At 51.0% G+C, this 15,214-nt stretch carries 9 protein-coding genes, 1 tRNA gene, 2 rRNA genes and 1 riboswitch; of the genes, 3 read left to right on the top strand and 9 right to left on the bottom strand.

What is annotated here, in order from left to right:
• Positions 1-88 precede the first annotated feature (88 nt).
• The 5 genes from K6K13_RS00935 to btuB form a co-directional block, all read right to left on the bottom strand.
• A 23S ribosomal RNA gene (locus tag K6K13_RS00935) occupies positions 89-2,996 on the bottom strand.
• A gap of 197 nt (positions 2,997-3,193) precedes the next feature.
• A tRNA-Glu gene (locus K6K13_RS00930) sits at positions 3,194-3,269 on the bottom strand.
• 139 nt (positions 3,270-3,408) lie between these two features.
• Positions 3,409-4,950, bottom strand: a 16S ribosomal RNA gene (locus K6K13_RS00925).
• Together the 16S and 23S rRNA genes with 1 tRNA gene alongside form the textbook arrangement of a ribosomal RNA operon.
• A 401-nt stretch (positions 4,951-5,351) precedes the next feature.
• Positions 5,352-6,212, bottom strand: coding sequence for a glutamate racemase (gene murI, locus K6K13_RS00920; protein WP_222159158.1), 861 nt, complete (start codon positions 6,210-6,212; stop codon positions 5,352-5,354).
• The gene (gene btuB, locus K6K13_RS00915; protein ID WP_222159157.1) at positions 6,157-7,989 is read right to left on the bottom strand and encodes a TonB-dependent vitamin B12 receptor BtuB; all 1,833 of its coding nucleotides are present in this window, start codon (positions 7,987-7,989) and stop codon (positions 6,157-6,159) included. Before btuB ends, murI begins: the two co-directional genes overlap by 56 nt.
• Positions 7,990-8,056: 67 nt before the next feature.
• A riboswitch (cobalamin riboswitch) is annotated at positions 8,057-8,269 on the bottom strand.
• Positions 8,270-8,408: 139 nt separating this feature from the next.
• Here btuB and trmA point away from each other — a divergent pair.
• Entirely contained in the window at positions 8,409-9,512 is a 1,104-nt protein-coding gene (gene trmA, locus K6K13_RS00910) for a tRNA (uridine(54)-C5)-methyltransferase TrmA (RefSeq protein ID WP_222159156.1), read from the top strand.
• 29 nt (positions 9,513-9,541) lie between these two features.
• Here the strand turns inward: trmA and K6K13_RS00905 are convergent, their stop codons facing one another.
• On the bottom strand, positions 9,542-9,913 hold the full coding sequence (locus tag K6K13_RS00905) for a YijD family membrane protein (protein WP_222159155.1): 372 nt from the start codon (positions 9,911-9,913) through the stop codon (positions 9,542-9,544).
• Positions 9,914-10,022: 109 nt separating this feature from the next.
• Positions 10,023-10,658 (bottom strand): HTH-type transcriptional repressor FabR, encoded by a 636-nt coding sequence (gene fabR / locus K6K13_RS00900; protein WP_222159154.1) that lies wholly within the window; start codon positions 10,656-10,658, stop codon positions 10,023-10,025.
• Between the two features lie 217 nt (positions 10,659-10,875).
• Between fabR and sthA the strand changes: the two genes are divergently transcribed.
• Positions 10,876-12,294, top strand: a complete 1,419-nt coding sequence (gene sthA, locus K6K13_RS00895; protein ID WP_434064590.1) for a Si-specific NAD(P)(+) transhydrogenase — start codon at positions 10,876-10,878, stop codon at positions 12,292-12,294.
• On the opposite strand, the gene oxyR is transcribed toward sthA, so the two are convergent.
• On the bottom strand, positions 12,277-13,194 hold the full coding sequence (oxyR, locus tag K6K13_RS00890) for a DNA-binding transcriptional regulator OxyR (protein ID WP_222159153.1): 918 nt from the start codon (positions 13,192-13,194) through the stop codon (positions 12,277-12,279). The genes sthA and oxyR overlap by 18 nt on opposite strands.
• Positions 13,195-13,626: 432 nt before the next feature.
• On the opposite strand from oxyR, the gene K6K13_RS00885 reads away from it, so the two are divergent.
• Complete coding sequence (locus K6K13_RS00885; RefSeq protein WP_222159152.1) at positions 13,627-14,064, top strand: hypothetical protein; 438 nt, start codon at positions 13,627-13,629, stop codon at positions 14,062-14,064.
• A 164-nt stretch (positions 14,065-14,228) separates the two neighbouring features.
• On the opposite strand, the gene metF is transcribed toward K6K13_RS00885, so the two are convergent.
• Positions 14,229-15,122, bottom strand: coding sequence for a methylenetetrahydrofolate reductase (gene metF, locus K6K13_RS00880; RefSeq protein ID WP_222159151.1), 894 nt, complete (start codon positions 15,120-15,122; stop codon positions 14,229-14,231).
• Between the last annotated feature and the right edge of the window lie 92 nt (positions 15,123-15,214).

Below are 15,214 nucleotides of genomic sequence, written 5' to 3'. Positions count from 1 at the left end.
CAGCAAGACCAATCTGTCAACAAGCTGAATTACGAGTAACGATTCTCTTCATCACCACTCACAACCACCAAAACATCTTCGGCGTTGTAAGGTTAAGCCTCACAGGTCATTAGTACTGGTTAGCTCAATGCATCGCTGCACTTACACACCCAGCCTATCTACGTCGTCGTCTTCAACGGCCTTTTAGCGTCCTCTAGGGACAAGGGAGAACTCATCTCGGGGCAAGTTTCGTGCTTAGATGCTTTCAGCACTTATCTCTTCCGCACGTAGCTACCGGGCAATGCCATTGGCATGACAACCCGAACACCAGTGGTGCGTTCACTCCGGTCCTCTCGTACTAGGAGCAACCCCCCTCAATTCTCCAACGCCCACGGCAGATAGGGACCGAACTGTCTCACGACGTTCTAAACCCAGCTCGCGTACCACTTTAAATGGCGAACAGCCATACCCTTGGGACCTACTTCAGCCCCAGGATGTGATGAGCCGACATCGAGGTGCCAAACACCGCCGTCGATATGAACTCTTGGGCGGTATCAGCCTGTTATCCCCGGAGTACCTTTTATCCGTTGAGCGATGGCCCTTCCATTCAGAACCACCGGATCACTAAGACCTACTTTCGTACCTGCTCGAGCCGTCACTCTCGCAGTCAAGCTAGCTTATGCCTTTGCACTAACCTCCTGATGTCCGACCAGGATTAGCTAACCTTCGTGCTCCTCCGTTACTCTTTGGGAGGAGACCGCCCCAGTCAAACTACCCACCAGACACTGTCCCCAGCCCAGATCATGGGCCCAGGTTAGAACATCAAACATTAAAGGGTGGTATTTCAAGGTTGGCTCCATGCAGACTGGCGTCCACACTTCAAAGCCTCCCACCTATCCTACACATCAAGGCTCAAGGTTCAGTGTCAAGCTATAGTAAAGGTTCACGGGGTCTTTCCGTCTTGCCGCGGGTACACTGCATCTTCACAGCGAGTTCAATTTCACTGAGTCTCGGGTGGAGACAGCCTGGCCATCATTACGCCATTCGTGCAGGTCGGAACTTACCCGACAAGGAATTTCGCTACCTTAGGACCGTTATAGTTACGGCCGCCGTTTACTGGGGCTTCGATCAAGAGCTTCTCCTTGCGGATAACCCCATCAATTAACCTTCCAGCACCGGGCAGGCGTCACACCGTATACGTCCACTTTCGTGTTTGCACAGTGCTGTGTTTTTATTAAACAGTTGCAGCCAGCTGGTATCTGCGACTGCGCAAAGCTTCAGGAGTAAATCCCTACACCTCGCACAGCGTGCCTTCTCCCGAAGTTACGGCACCATTTTGCCTAGTTCCTTCACCCGAGTTCTCTCAAGCGCCTTGGTATTCTCTACCTGACCACCTGTGTCGGTTTGGGGTACGATTCAATGTTACCTGATGCTTAGAGGCTTTTCCTGGAAGCTGGGCATCTGTCACTTCAGTACCGTAGTACCTCGTCATCACGCCTCAGTGTTAACAGTGACCCGGATTTATCAAAGTCACCCACCTACACGCTTAAACCGGGACAACCGTCGCCCGGATGACATAGCCTTCTCCGTCCCCCCTTCGCAGTAACACCAAGTACAGGAATATTAACCTGTTTCCCATCGACTACGCCTTTCGGCCTCGCCTTAGGGGTCGACTCACCCTGCCCCGATTAACGTTGGACAGGAACCCTTGGTCTTCCGGCGAGCGGGCTTTTCACCCGCTTTATCGTTACTTATGTCAGCATTCGCACTTCTGATACCTCCAGCAAACCTCACAGTTCACCTTCAACGGCTTACAGAACGCTCCCCTACCCAACAACGCCTAAGTGTCGCTGCCGCAGCTTCGGTGCATGGTTTAGCCCCGTTACATCTTCCGCGCAGGCCGACTCGACCAGTGAGCTATTACGCTTTCTTTAAATGATGGCTGCTTCTAAGCCAACATCCTGGCTGTCTATGCCTTCCCACATCGTTTCCCACTTAACCATGACTTTGGGACCTTAGCTGGCGGTCTGGGTTGTTTCCCTCTTCACGACGAACGTTAGCACCCGCCGTGTGTCTCCCGTGATAACATTCTTCGGTATTCGTAGTTTGCATCGGGTTGGTAAGTCGGGATGACCCCCTAGCCGAAACAGTGCTCTACCCCCGAAGATGAATTCACGAGGCGCTACCTAAATAGCTTTCGGGGAGAACCAGCTATCTCCCGGTTTGATTGGCCTTTCACCCCCAGCCACAAGTCATCCGCTAATTTTTCAACATTAGTCGGTTCGGTCCTCCAGTTAGTGTTACCCAACCTTCAACCTGCCCATGGCTAGATCACCGGGTTTCGGGTCTATACCCTGCAACTTAACGCCCAGTTAAGACTCGGTTTCCCTGCGGCTCCCCTATACGGTTAACCTTGCTACAGAATATAAGTCGCTGACCCATTATACAAAAGGTACGCAGTCACACCCATAAAGAGTGCTCCCACTGCTTGTACGTACACGGTTTCAGGTTCTATTTCACTCCCCTCGCCGGGGTTCTTTTCGCCTTTCCCTCACGGTACTGGTTCACTATCGGTCAGTCAGGAGTATTTAGCCTTGGAGGATGGTCCCCCCATATTCAGACAGGATGTCACGTGTCCCGCCCTACTCATCGAGCTCACAACCTGTGCATCTTCGTGTACGGGACTATCACCCTTTACTGTGCGACTTTCCAGACGCTTCCACTGACACACAAGCTGATTCAGACTCTGGGCTTTTCCCCGTTCGCTCGCCGCTACTGGGGGAATCTCGGTTGATTTCTTTTCCTCGGGGTACTGAGATGTTTCAGTTCCCCCGGTTCGCCTCATGCCACTATGTATTCATGACATGATAGTGCAACGAATTGCACTGGGTTTCCCCATTCGGGTATCGTCGGTTGTAACGCTTCATATCAGCTTACCGACGCTTTTCGCAGATTAGCACGCCCTTCATCGCCTCTGACTGCCTAGGCATCCACCGTGTACGCTTATTCACTTAACCTCACAACCCGAAAATGTTTCAGGTGTGAAAGCTTGAGAGAATCACAATAGTAGTAGTGAGCCACTATTGCTCGTTTCAATTTTCAGCTTGTTCCAGATTGTTAAAGAGCAAATATCGTAAACACGACTCGTAAGTCATCTTTACGTTATTGTCGGTTCCGCAGAACCGGTGATAATGTCTTTCACTCATTATCGGTATGGCGTCCCCAAGGGGATTCGAACCCCTGTTACAGCCGTGAAAGGGCAGTGTCCTAGGCCTCTAGACGATGGGGACACGAAAACCCGATTAACACAACAGCTCTAATCGGTTCGTATCAGCATGAGTCAGAGACTCATTCATCAACAGGTGCTTTTTGCTCAGCATTTTCATCAGACAATCTGTGTGAACACTTCACAGAATCAGTATCATTAGGTAAGGAGGTGATCCAACCGCAGGTTCCCCTACGGTTACCTTGTTACGACTTCACCCCAGTCATGAATCACAAAGTGGTAAGCGCCCTCCCGAAGGTTAAGCTACCTACTTCTTTTGCAACCCACTCCCATGGTGTGACGGGCGGTGTGTACAAGGCCCGGGAACGTATTCACCGTAGCATTCTGATCTACGATTACTAGCGATTCCGACTTCATGGAGTCGAGTTGCAGACTCCAATCCGGACTACGACGTACTTTATGAGGTCCGCTTGCTCTCGCGAGGTCGCTTCTCTTTGTATACGCCATTGTAGCACGTGTGTAGCCCTACTCGTAAGGGCCATGATGACTTGACGTCATCCCCACCTTCCTCCAGTTTATCACTGGCAGTCTCCTTTGAGTTCCCGGCCGAACCGCTGGCAACAAAGGATAAGGGTTGCGCTCGTTGCGGGACTTAACCCAACATTTCACAACACGAGCTGACGACAGCCATGCAGCACCTGTCTCAGAGTTCCCGAAGGCACTAAAGCATCTCTGCTAAATTCTCTGGATGTCAAGAGTAGGTAAGGTTCTTCGCGTTGCATCGAATTAAACCACATGCTCCACCGCTTGTGCGGGCCCCCGTCAATTCATTTGAGTTTTAACCTTGCGGCCGTACTCCCCAGGCGGTCGATTTAACGCGTTAGCTCCGGAAGCCACGCCTCAAGGGCACAACCTCCAAATCGACATCGTTTACAGCGTGGACTACCAGGGTATCTAATCCTGTTTGCTCCCCACGCTTTCGCACCTGAGCGTCAGTCTTCGTCCAGGGGGCCGCCTTCGCCACCGGTATTCCTCCAGATCTCTACGCATTTCACCGCTACACCTGGAATTCTACCCCCCTCTACGAGACTCTAGCTTGCCAGTTTTGAATGCAGTTCCCAGGTTAAGCCCGGGGATTTCACATCCAACTTAACAAACCGCCTGCGTGCGCTTTACGCCCAGTCATTCCGATTAACGCTTGCACCCTCCGTATTACCGCGGCTGCTGGCACGGAGTTAGCCGGTGCTTCTTCTGCGAGTAACGTCAATAAGCAAGGTTATTAACCTTACTGCCTTCCTCCTCGCTGAAAGTGCTTTACAACCCGAAGGCCTTCTTCACACACGCGGCATGGCTGCATCAGGCTTGCGCCCATTGTGCAATATTCCCCACTGCTGCCTCCCGTAGGAGTCTGGACCGTGTCTCAGTTCCAGTGTGGCTGGTCATCCTCTCAGACCAGCTAGGGATCGTCGCCTAGGTGAGCCATTACCCCACCTACTAGCTAATCCCATCTGGGCACATCTGATGGCGCGAGGCCCGAAGGTCCCCCGCTTTGGTCTTGCGACGTTATGCGGTATTAGCTACCGTTTCCAGTAGTTATCCCCCTCCATCAGGCAGTTTCCCAGACATTACTCACCCGTCCGCCGCTCGTCACCCAAAGAGCAAGCTCTCCTGTGCTACCGCTCGACTTGCATGTGTTAGGCCTGCCGCCAGCGTTCAATCTGAGCCATGATCAAACTCTTCAATTTAAAGTTTGATTTGCTTCTGCAAGAGAAGCGATGCTCAAAGAATTATTACTGTTAGTTCGTAATGAATTAACTGTTGTTCACTCTTCAAGACTTTTATTTTTTAAGCCCGTAGGCTTTACGATAAAGTCCTGTGAGTGCCCACACAGATTGTCTGATTAATTGTTAAAGAGCGTTGCCACATCAACCGTGGCGCGGGAGGCGTATATTACGCTGCACCGCTGAAAAGTCAACGTTAATTTTTCAATTTCGCGTTCGGCTTTCCTGTTTTACTTCTTACTGTTACCACAACCGCGTATCGCTGTTGCCGTGTCAGTGGAGGCGCAGTATAGACACTTCTCGCGCCCTGACAAGGGCTAATTTCAATTTTATTTCTGAGTGTCTACTATTCAGCCAAAAAGCCATTAAAGCGGCAGTTTTTCCAACGATTCAAAGCCGAAACGCTGTAAAACGGGCCACAGGGTCGCTACTTTAGGCGTGATCGTCATGCAATAAGCCAGATTCTTTTCCGTGCTCAGCACCGGTGGCTGCTCCAGGTTAGCGAGATGCCATGCGGTTCTTCTGGCAATTGCCGCCCCGGAATCCACCAGTCGCGTGCCGTTGGGTAACACCAACTGTAACTCTTCAGCCAAAAGCGGGAAGTGCGTACAGCCAAGCACCACAGTATCCGGAGGCTCAGGCAATTTCAGCCACGGGTGCAAAATTTGCTGCAACGCCAATAACGATACGTTATCCCCTTGCAACTTAGCCTCCGCCAGTTCAACTAACTCCGCCGACCCCAGCAGCAATATCTGGCAGTCCGTGGCAAAACGGGCAATCAGTTCATGCGTGTAGGCGCGTTGCACCGTGGCGCGCGTCGCCAGAACGCCGACGATACCATTGCGTGTCAGCTTGGCGGCAGGCTTCACCGCTGGCACTACGCCGACGACCGGGAAGGTAAAACGCTCGCGCAATGCGGGCAGTGAAATGGTGCTTGCGGTGTTACAGGCAATAACCACGGCGGCCAGTTGGTGGCGCTGTTGTACCGCAGAAACGATGTGAACCACACGCTCAACGATAAAGTCTTGCGGCTTCTCACCGTAGGGGAACGCTTCATTATCGAAGGCGTAGATATAATGAAGATCCGGCAGCAACTGCCGAATCTCGTTATACACAGATAACCCCCCCACGCCGGAGTCAAACACCAAAACCGTGGGGCGGGCGGGCAGGTTAGAAGGTGTAGCTTCCGTTGAGATAGTACTCTCTTCCTGCCGTTTGATAGCCATATGCTGTCTCGTACTCTTTATCAAACAGGTTGGCGATTCTACCACGAACAGTAAGATGAGAGGTGACAGGATATGATACTGCGAGGTCTACCGTGCTATAGCTTGGCAAACGGCGCTGCTCTGGGTTGTAAGAACTGGTTGCGTTGTCAAAACGCTTACCGTTGTATTGATAAGCGATATTGACATCGAAATCATACATGGTCCAATCCAACTGATACTTGGCTTTCTGTTTCGCGCGTCTTGCTAGCACTTCGTTATTGGCATCTTTGCGGGGATCAAGATACTCCAAAACAACGCTGTGGCTGAAAATACCCGTGCTGACAGTTCCCGTCCACTCGATACCCTTAATGGTAGCTTTATCGGTATTGAAGTACTTAAAATTCTCATCAGAATCAATCAGATTTTTAATTTCATTGCGGTATGCAGCCAAACGCCAGAAAAGTGGTCCCGTAGTTCCCTCAAGGCCAGCTTCCCATTGACTAGACTCTTCAGGTTTCAGATTGCTATTAGCCCACCATCCGCCATAAAGCTGACCAAAGCTAGGTGCCAGAAATGCAGTGCCATAGGATAAGGTAACGCGATAATCAGGGACGAACTCCCAGCCAGCCGATGTCTGCCAAGTATTATGGCGATCATATTGCGTACTATCATCGGTACGAACAGCCCCCTCCAACGTCAACTGGTCAAAATAACGCTGCTGTGCTGACAAATACAATCCAGTATTTTCGCGTGAATACGTTTCACTGCCCGTGCCCGGTTTTTTCTCTTCTCGACGCCAGTCTGCGCCACCACTGATCGTTCCTGAACCAACCTGGATGGCATTACCCCACAGCACGCTGCGCTGGGTAATCTCTGCAAGTGAATAACCTGTAGAGTAGTTACCATTTGTACTATTAAAGTTATAGTCCTTATAAGTCTGATAGCTCCCTACTAACTGAGAACTCCATCTTTCATGCTGAAAACGTAAGCCCGAATCAAAACTTTTGGAATAGAGTTGGCGTACATCACTATCGCTATCAGAATAAATCCGATCGTAATCAGTTGTGTTGTTGTAACCATAAGAGCGGAAAAATCCCGCCAAATCATCATTGAAGCGATGCTCAACGCTGCCCCAAAGCGATTTGCTGCGAAAACCGTCATTATCTGCATCAGCAGGTACTGTTGAAGAAGGATATACGTTGTATCCCTGGGTTTCGTCAAAAGCACCCGCCAATGTTACCGCTGTATTTTCCCCCAGATGTTGGCGAACACTCCCGTCATAAGTCTGAGTACGTTTTGAACCCACACCAGCCTGCAGTTTTCCACCATCACTTTCTTTTTGCGTAATAATGTTGATAACACCGCCAATGGCCTCAGAACCATACACTGCAGAGCGCGGGCCACGGATAAACTCGATACGTTGGACCAAAGAAACCGGAATCTGGCTGAAATCGATGCTACCGGTCACGCTTGTGGACGCCAAGCGCACACCATCCACCAATACCAATACATGGTTGGAGTTCGTACCTCTAATGAAGAGAGAACTCATTTGCCCACGGCCACCGTTCTGCCCAATATCCACCCCCGGCAAACGACGCATCACATCATTTAGGCTTTTAGGCTGCCAACGATCGATATCTTCTCGAGTCACGACATCAATAGGCGCCAGCACCGTATTCACCGGCTGTTGAAAACGGTTAGCGGTAACCACCATGGTGTTGTTGTCAGTTTGCTGTGCCCAGCCAGAAAAAGCCGTGGCAGAGAGCGCCGCCAGCAGCGATAATTTTTTATAAGACATGTAGTTAGCATCCAAATCACATTGCGGATGCCGCATTACCACAATCGATAGCTCGCGACGATCGTGAACATTGCGACGTAAACCGGCAGGTCTTCGGGCTCGGGTGACATTGCTGTTGCAATCAGAAACGACGACTTCCCACCCGCAGGCAGTGTCTGCATCTACTGCTGTCGTTTCCCTTCCCCTTACCGCTGCGCGTCAGCTCCAGATTCTCACTGGATTCCCTTTTAACTCACACTGCGTCAGTGCACAGTGTAATACCGGCACGCTATGCTACGATGGCCGCTTACGGATGTCTAGACTTCCGCGATGTGAAATTATTATCGCAGCAACAACGCTGGACATCCCTTTGAGATGCCCTACAATCCCGGCCAGTAAACTTCTTTTCCTCTTTTCACCGTTTTGAAGCCGAGAACACCATGACGCCAGAGAACCTGCCCATCGAACAGTATGACGACCTGCTTGCGGAAAAGACGGAACGTCTACGGCAGATGATGGTGCCCTTTGCTGCGCCAGAGCCAGAGGTGTTCCGTTCCCCGGTGAGTCATTACCGTATGCGGGCCGAGTTTCGCATTTGGCACGAAGGTGACGATCTCTACCACATCATGTTCGATCAGCAGACCAAACAGCGGATCAGAGTCGATCAATTCCCTGTGGCCAGTGCGTTGATTAATCAACTGATGCCCCTTCTGCTCGATGCACTGCGCAACGATGTGATACTGCGCCACAAGCTGTTTCAGATTGACTATCTGTCGACGATGAGCGGTGAAGTGGTGGTGACGTTTATCTACCACAAAGCGTTAGATGAGGCGTGGCAACAACAGGCATGCGCGCTGCGCGATACACTGCGCGCTCAGGGATTCGCTCTGCAACTGATTGGCCGGGCAACAAAAACCAAGATCTTCCTCGACAGAGATTATGTCGATGAGCGCCTGCCCGTCGCCGGGCGTGAGATGACCTACCGCCAGGTGGAAAACAGCTTCACCCAGCCCAATGCTGCCATCAATATCCACATGCTGGAGTGGGCGCTGAAGGTTACTGCGGGCTCAACCGGCGATCTGCTCGAACTTTATTGCGGTAACGGCAACTTCTCATTGGCATTGGCACGTAATTTCAATCGTGTATTAGCCACCGAAATCGCCAAACCGTCCGTCGCCGCAGCACAATTCAACATTGCCGCGAACCAGATTGATAACGTGCAGATTATCCGCATGGCAGCGGAAGAATTTACCCAAGCGCTACAGGGTCAGCGTGAATTTACCCGTTTGCAGGGGATCGATTTGTCCGACTATCAGTGCGACACCATTTTTGTCGATCCACCGCGTAGCGGCCTCGACGACCAAACGCTGTCCATGGTGCAGGGTTACTCGCATATCCTCTACATCTCCTGCAACCCGGAAACCCTGTGCAACAACCTGACCCAACTCACGACGACACACCGTATCACTCGTCTGGCACTGTTCGATCAGTTTCCCTATACCCATCATATGGAATGCGGCGTACTGTTAGAGAAGAAGGCTTAACCGCCTTCTTCATCGCGAACACGTGATCATCAGGATGCAGTTGCGTCGTCTACCGGGCGGCGCTTTTTAAGCCGCAAGCCAATCCAGAACACCAACACTACACACAGTAATGAAGGCAGGAAGTTGGAGCCAATCTGTGGGTATTCAACGCGAACCAATGCGCTATACAGCAGCAACCCCAGTAAAAAGCAGGCGGCGGCCAGCAGCGGGATGCCTTCAGGCATCTCAATATTGAGGTAACGCTGGTGCAGGCAGTAAACCGAGAGCACCAGCGCAACCAGCGGAAAGACGGAAAAGGGCACGATTGAACTGAACAAGGCGGCAAATGACCCATTGACCGATAAACCTGCGATCAATGCCAAAACCAGGGTGCCTTTTTCTTGATGAGGGTATTTTGTCATGATGTCTCCCGTAGTTTTCAACACTCAAGCGTTTTAAACACTCAGGAACATGATGGGACGCCTACCGCGTACCGCCTTAACAGAGGGAAACGCCACCTCCGGCTCGCTGCTACGCGTCAGACGTATTCACTTCCTTCTCATGTTCCTTTCTGTACCAGTAGTAAGCCCCTTTGGCAATCAGGCGTAATTGCAGCAACAGGCGTTCTTCCAATTGCCGCCGTTGCTCAAGCCCAACGTCCAACGCCTCTGCGCCAGCGCTAAACACAATCGTGACCATGGCTTCAGACTGGGCTTCCGCAAATTCACGCGGGATATGATTTTCTACTTCGAGATAGTCCGCCAGTTCCGCAATAAAATGCTGGATTTCACGGGCAACAGCAGCACGAAACGCGGCGGAGGTGCCCGAACGTTCACGCAGCAACAGACGGAACGCATTGGGGTTATTGCCAATGAACTCCATAAAGGTGGCGACCGATGTGCGAATAACGCTACCGCTTTTGGCAATGCGCTGGCGTGCCTGTCGCATCAGTTGACGCAACATCAGGCCGCTTTCATCGACCATCGTCAAACCCAATTCATCGACATCGCGGAAGTGGCGATAAAAAGAGGTGGGAGCGATGCCCGCCTCACGCGCGACCTCACGCAAGCTCAGGCTGGCGAAACTCCGTTCGGCGCTGAGTTGACTGAAAGCAGCTTCGATTAAGGAACGGCGAGTGCGTTCTTTTTGTTGTGCTCTGACACCCATATTTTGTGTTCCGACACCCATATTCAGCTGACACCATCCGCTTTCCTCTCCAGAAAAGCACTATAGCAAACTTTACTTGCGACATACTGAGACAAAGTTTTCCATATTGAAAATGAGACAGACGATTGTCATACCAGCAACAGGGATAAATTGGGTTATGAACGCGGCAGTGTTACAATAGCGTTATCGGCTTGTATAAAAACAGGATTACCCTACCATGACACAGCAAGCACAGATTCAGCAACCGTTTGATTATGATGCCATCATCATTGGTTCCGGCCCCGGCGGCGAAGGGGCCGCGATGGGGCTGGTCAAGCAAGGTGCCAGAGTGGCTGTCATCGAGCGATATAACAACGTCGGCGGCGGGTGCACGCACTGGGGCACCATCCCCTCCAAAGCGTTGCGCCATGCTGTCAGCCGCATCATCGAATTTAACCAGAACCCGCTGTATAGCGATAACGCACGCCCTATTCGCTCCTCGTTCTCCGATATCCTACGCCACGCCGACAGCGTCATCGGCCAGCAAACCCGAATGCGTCAGGGTTTTTACGAACGTAATCATTGCGAAATATTTTCAGGCGAAGCGCATTTCATCGATGAACACACGGTTGCCGTGCAGTATCCCGATAATATGCAAGATACGCTCACCGCCGCCCACATTATCATTGCCACAGGCTCACGCCCCTACCACCCGGCAAATGTAGACTTTGCACATCCCCGTATTTACGACAGCGATTCCATTCTGGAACTGGATCACGAACCCCAGCACGTGATCATTTATGGCGCAGGCGTGATTGGCTGTGAATATGCCTCGATCTTTCGTGGTCTGAGCGTAAAAGTGGATCTGATCAACACCCGCGATCGCCTGCTGGCGTTTCTCGATCAGGAAATGTCTGACGCCTTGTCCTACCATTTTTGGAACAATGGCGTAGTCATTCGTCATAACGAAGAGTTCGAATCGATCGAGGGTACCGCTGACGGCGTCATTGTTCATCTTAAATCCGGTAAAAAGATGAAGGCCGACTGCTTGCTGTACGCCAATGGGCGCACCGGCAACACGGAGACGTTAGGGCTGGAAAAAATCGGTTTGGTGCCCGATGGGCGCGGCCAGTTGAAAGTCAACAGCATGTACCAAACCGCGCTGGCACACATCTACGCGGTGGGCGACGTTATCGGCTATCCCAGCCTGGCTTCAGCGGCCTACGATCAGGGACGCTTGGCGGCGCAAGCCATCGTAAAAGGCGATGCCAGTGCACACCTTATCGAAGATATCCCGACAGGGATCTATACCATTCCGGAAATCAGCTCCGTAGGGAAAACCGAGCAGGAGCTTACGGCAATGAAAGTGCCTTATGAGGTTGGGCGCGCGCAGTTCAAGCATCTGGCGCGGGCGCAAATTGTTGGCATGAACGTGGGGAGCCTGAAGATTCTTTTTCACCGAGAAACCAGGCAAATACTCGGTATTCACTGCTTTGGCGAGCGTGCGGCGGAAATCATTCACATCGGCCAGGCCATCATGGAGCAAAAAGGCGAAGGGAATACTATCGAATATTTCGTTAATACAACCTTTAATTACCCAACGATGGCCGAAGCTTACCGGGTGGCGGCACTTAATGGATTAAACCGCCTGTTTTAATGCACTGTCCAAATAGTGCTGCATATGTTCCCGCACAGCGTCCGCCAATTGTTCATAGCGACCGCGCAGTGGCGATCCCGGGCGGTACACCAGCGCGACAGTTCGCTTCGGCTCCGGCTTGTAGCACGGTAAATAACAAACACCATCACGCTGGCGCTCATGAGGCACCGCCAGCGAAGGCAACAAGGTGATCCCACTGCCGGCGGCGACCATGTTGCGCAGCGTTTCCAGGCTGGTGGCACGAAAATGCGTATCTTCATCTGCCCCGGCCTGGAAACAGAATCCCAATGCCTGATCGCGCAGGCAATGCCCGTCTTCCAGCATCAGCAGTTTTTCACCGGCCAGATCGGACATGGCAACACGCTCACGGTTTGCCCACGGATGATCCTTATAAATCGCCAGTTTCATTGGTTCATCAAACAGTGGGACTTCGATAAATGCTTCCGATTCCTTGACCATCGCGAGAATGGCGCAGTCCAGCTTGCCGCTATCCAGATGTGCCAGTAACTGATGCGTCTGAGCTTCATGCAGGTACATTTCCAGCTTAGGAAACGTGCGGTGCAGCATGGGAATGATATGCGGCAGCAGGTAAGGTCCAACGGTGGGGATCAGCCCAATATGCAGCGGACCAGACATGGTCTCTCCCTGTTGGCTCGCCATCTCTTTAAGCACTTTGACTTCGCGCAGCACGGTTCTTGCCTGTTCGACCAGTAGCAAGCCAGCCTGAGTAAACAACACTTTTCTGCTGGTGCGCTCCAATAACATCACGCCCAGTTCATCTTCCAGTTTACGAATTTGACCGCTGAGCGTCGGTTGGCTGACATGACAGGAGTCCGCTGCACGCCGAAAATGACGGTGTTCAGCTAACGCCACCAGATACTCTAGATCCCGAATGTTCATTTATCATTACCCTTAACACGATAGCCAAAAACGATAGGTAGGACACCAATCAATGGTAAGCCCTATCAACAAAGAAAACGTTTGGTTCCCGACAACAACGGTATCTTATCGGTTAAAAAATATAACCAGCGACGGCGTTAAGAAAATGAAATTTGTTTCACTATTGAAATTTTATAAGACCTTCAATGCTGGATAATCATAAGATGCCAAATATTAAAAACACACAAAGCCGACACACTTTACCGAGGTAGTGGTAATAACATAGCGCATCAATAATGACATAATTATTTTACCCTGCAACATATCAATGAAGCTTGAATAAAAAGCGGAATCGGGCCGGCGAGTGACCCACATCGGTAGCGAAATTTAGTACTCCCTCAGCGTCAATCGGGTTAAGGCCCGGAAAAGACAGCAAACTGAGAAAGAATATTAATGAAAATATACCAGCAAGGGAGATGTCACTACTCGCGTTTACCGGCGGATAAACATGTCAGCAACGGTGATATCATTGATATCATTGATATCATTGATATCATCATAAGGTTATGGCGCGTTAAATCAATGCCTGATAATCCCCCAGCATTGCGCACTAAGCGAAAACAAGAACTGGAATCCATATTAAAAGATACGCGGAGATGTTTAGAGATTATTATCAATAATCCTCAAAAACATAACTTCAGTAAAATTCCTCGGCTGGATAAACTAGAGGAAAAAACCTATGGCTATATTCTTGACGAGCGAACCAAAGACTACGATACGGAATCGGATTCTGAGATGTCAGCCTATGAATCAGAGCCGGATCGCAGGGATCGCCCGACAACCAGCAAAGCAATAGGGGGAAAAAAAGGAAAAGAAAAACGCACGAAATGACAGTGGGCAACGGTTACGCACTGCCATGATATAGCCATCATACTTCAAGCTGCAGGCGCGTTGGCTGCACTCATTCACCCGAATTACTTACCTGAGTAAGCCTATCGGGATTCGTTCGCTCGCCGCCTTCCTGCAACTCGAATTATTTAGGGTATCGCTTTTGATCAGTTAACGGCAGGCCTTACACCCAGTGTATGGCAAATCGCATAACTCAATTCCGCACGGTTGAGCGTATAGAAGTGGAAATCTTTCACACCCTCACGGCTGAGGATTTTCACCATGTCCATGGCGATGGCCGCCCCCACCATTTTGCGGGTGTCAGCATCGTTATCCAGCCCATCAAACATGGCCGTCATCCAGTTCGGCACGCGCACGTTCGTCATGGTGGCGAAACGTTGTAACTGCTTGAAGTTGGAAACCGGCAGAATACCCGGCACAATCTCCACATCAATGCCCGTGGCGACGCAACGATCGCGAAAACGTAAATAGCTTTCGACATCGAAAAAGAACTGTGTGATGGCACGATTGGCCCCCGCATCAATCTTTTTCTTCAAGCCGATCAGATCGGCCTGCGCGCTTTTGGCCTCTGGGTGAACTTCCGGATAAGCCGCGACCGAGATATCAAAATCACCGACGCTTTTCAGCAGGCTCACCAAATCGGCGGCATACATGTCCGGTTTGCCCCCTTGCGGCGGTAAATCCCCACGCAGCGCTACAATATGGCGAATACCGCTCTGCCAGTAATCCTGTGCTATTTCAATTAGTTGCTCACGTGAAGCATCGATACAAGTCAGGTGCGGCGCAGCTTCCAGCCCGGTACGTTCTTTGATCGTCTTGATAATGCTGTGTGTACGGTCACGTTCGCCAGAGTTTGCACCGTAGGTAACAGAAACAAACTTGGGTTTCAGGTTGCTCAGGCGGTCAATTGAGTTCCACAGCGTTTCTTCCATTTCACTGGTTTTCGGCGGGAAAAATTCAAAGGAAACATTGATTTGCCCTTGGAGCTCCGCCAGGCTTTGATTCAGCGCTTCCCGCTGGTTTGCGTGAAAAAAACTCATACCCTTGCCACCCTTGTCGTCACGTTACCGTCATAATTTATCGAACGTCTATACGTTTAGACGTCTATATAGAAAATGACGTAATCTCAACC

It is taken from the genome of Symbiopectobacterium purcellii (assembly GCF_019797845.1).
In the GTDB taxonomy this organism is placed as follows: Bacteria; Pseudomonadota; Gammaproteobacteria; order Enterobacterales; family Enterobacteriaceae; genus Symbiopectobacterium; species Symbiopectobacterium purcellii.
This window is presented reverse-complemented; position numbering and strand designations above follow the sequence as displayed.

What these genes read in the sequence shown, in the direction of transcription:
- murI (WP_222159158.1), bottom strand. Translation starts at nt 6,212, where the DNA reads ATGGCTATCAAACGGCAGGAAGAGAGTACTATCTCAACGGAAGCTACA.
- btuB (WP_222159157.1), bottom strand. Translation starts at nt 7,989, where the DNA reads ATGTCTTATAAAAAATTATCGCTGCTGGCGGCGCTCTCTGCCACGGCT.
- trmA (WP_222159156.1), top strand. Translation starts at nt 8,409, where the DNA reads ATGACGCCAGAGAACCTGCCCATCGAACAGTATGACGACCTGCTTGCG.
- K6K13_RS00905 (WP_222159155.1), bottom strand. Translation starts at nt 9,913, where the DNA reads ATGACAAAATACCCTCATCAAGAAAAAGGCACCCTGGTTTTGGCATTG.
- fabR (WP_222159154.1), bottom strand. Translation starts at nt 10,658, where the DNA reads ATGGGTGTCAGAGCACAACAAAAAGAACGCACTCGCCGTTCCTTAATC.
- sthA (WP_434064590.1), top strand. Translation starts at nt 10,876, where the DNA reads ATGACACAGCAAGCACAGATTCAGCAACCGTTTGATTATGATGCCATC.
- oxyR (WP_222159153.1), bottom strand. Translation starts at nt 13,194, where the DNA reads ATGAACATTCGGGATCTAGAGTATCTGGTGGCGTTAGCTGAACACCGT.
- K6K13_RS00885 (WP_222159152.1), top strand. Translation starts at nt 13,627, where the DNA reads ATGAAAATATACCAGCAAGGGAGATGTCACTACTCGCGTTTACCGGCG.
- metF (WP_222159151.1), bottom strand. Translation starts at nt 15,122, where the DNA reads ATGAGTTTTTTTCACGCAAACCAGCGGGAAGCGCTGAATCAAAGCCTG.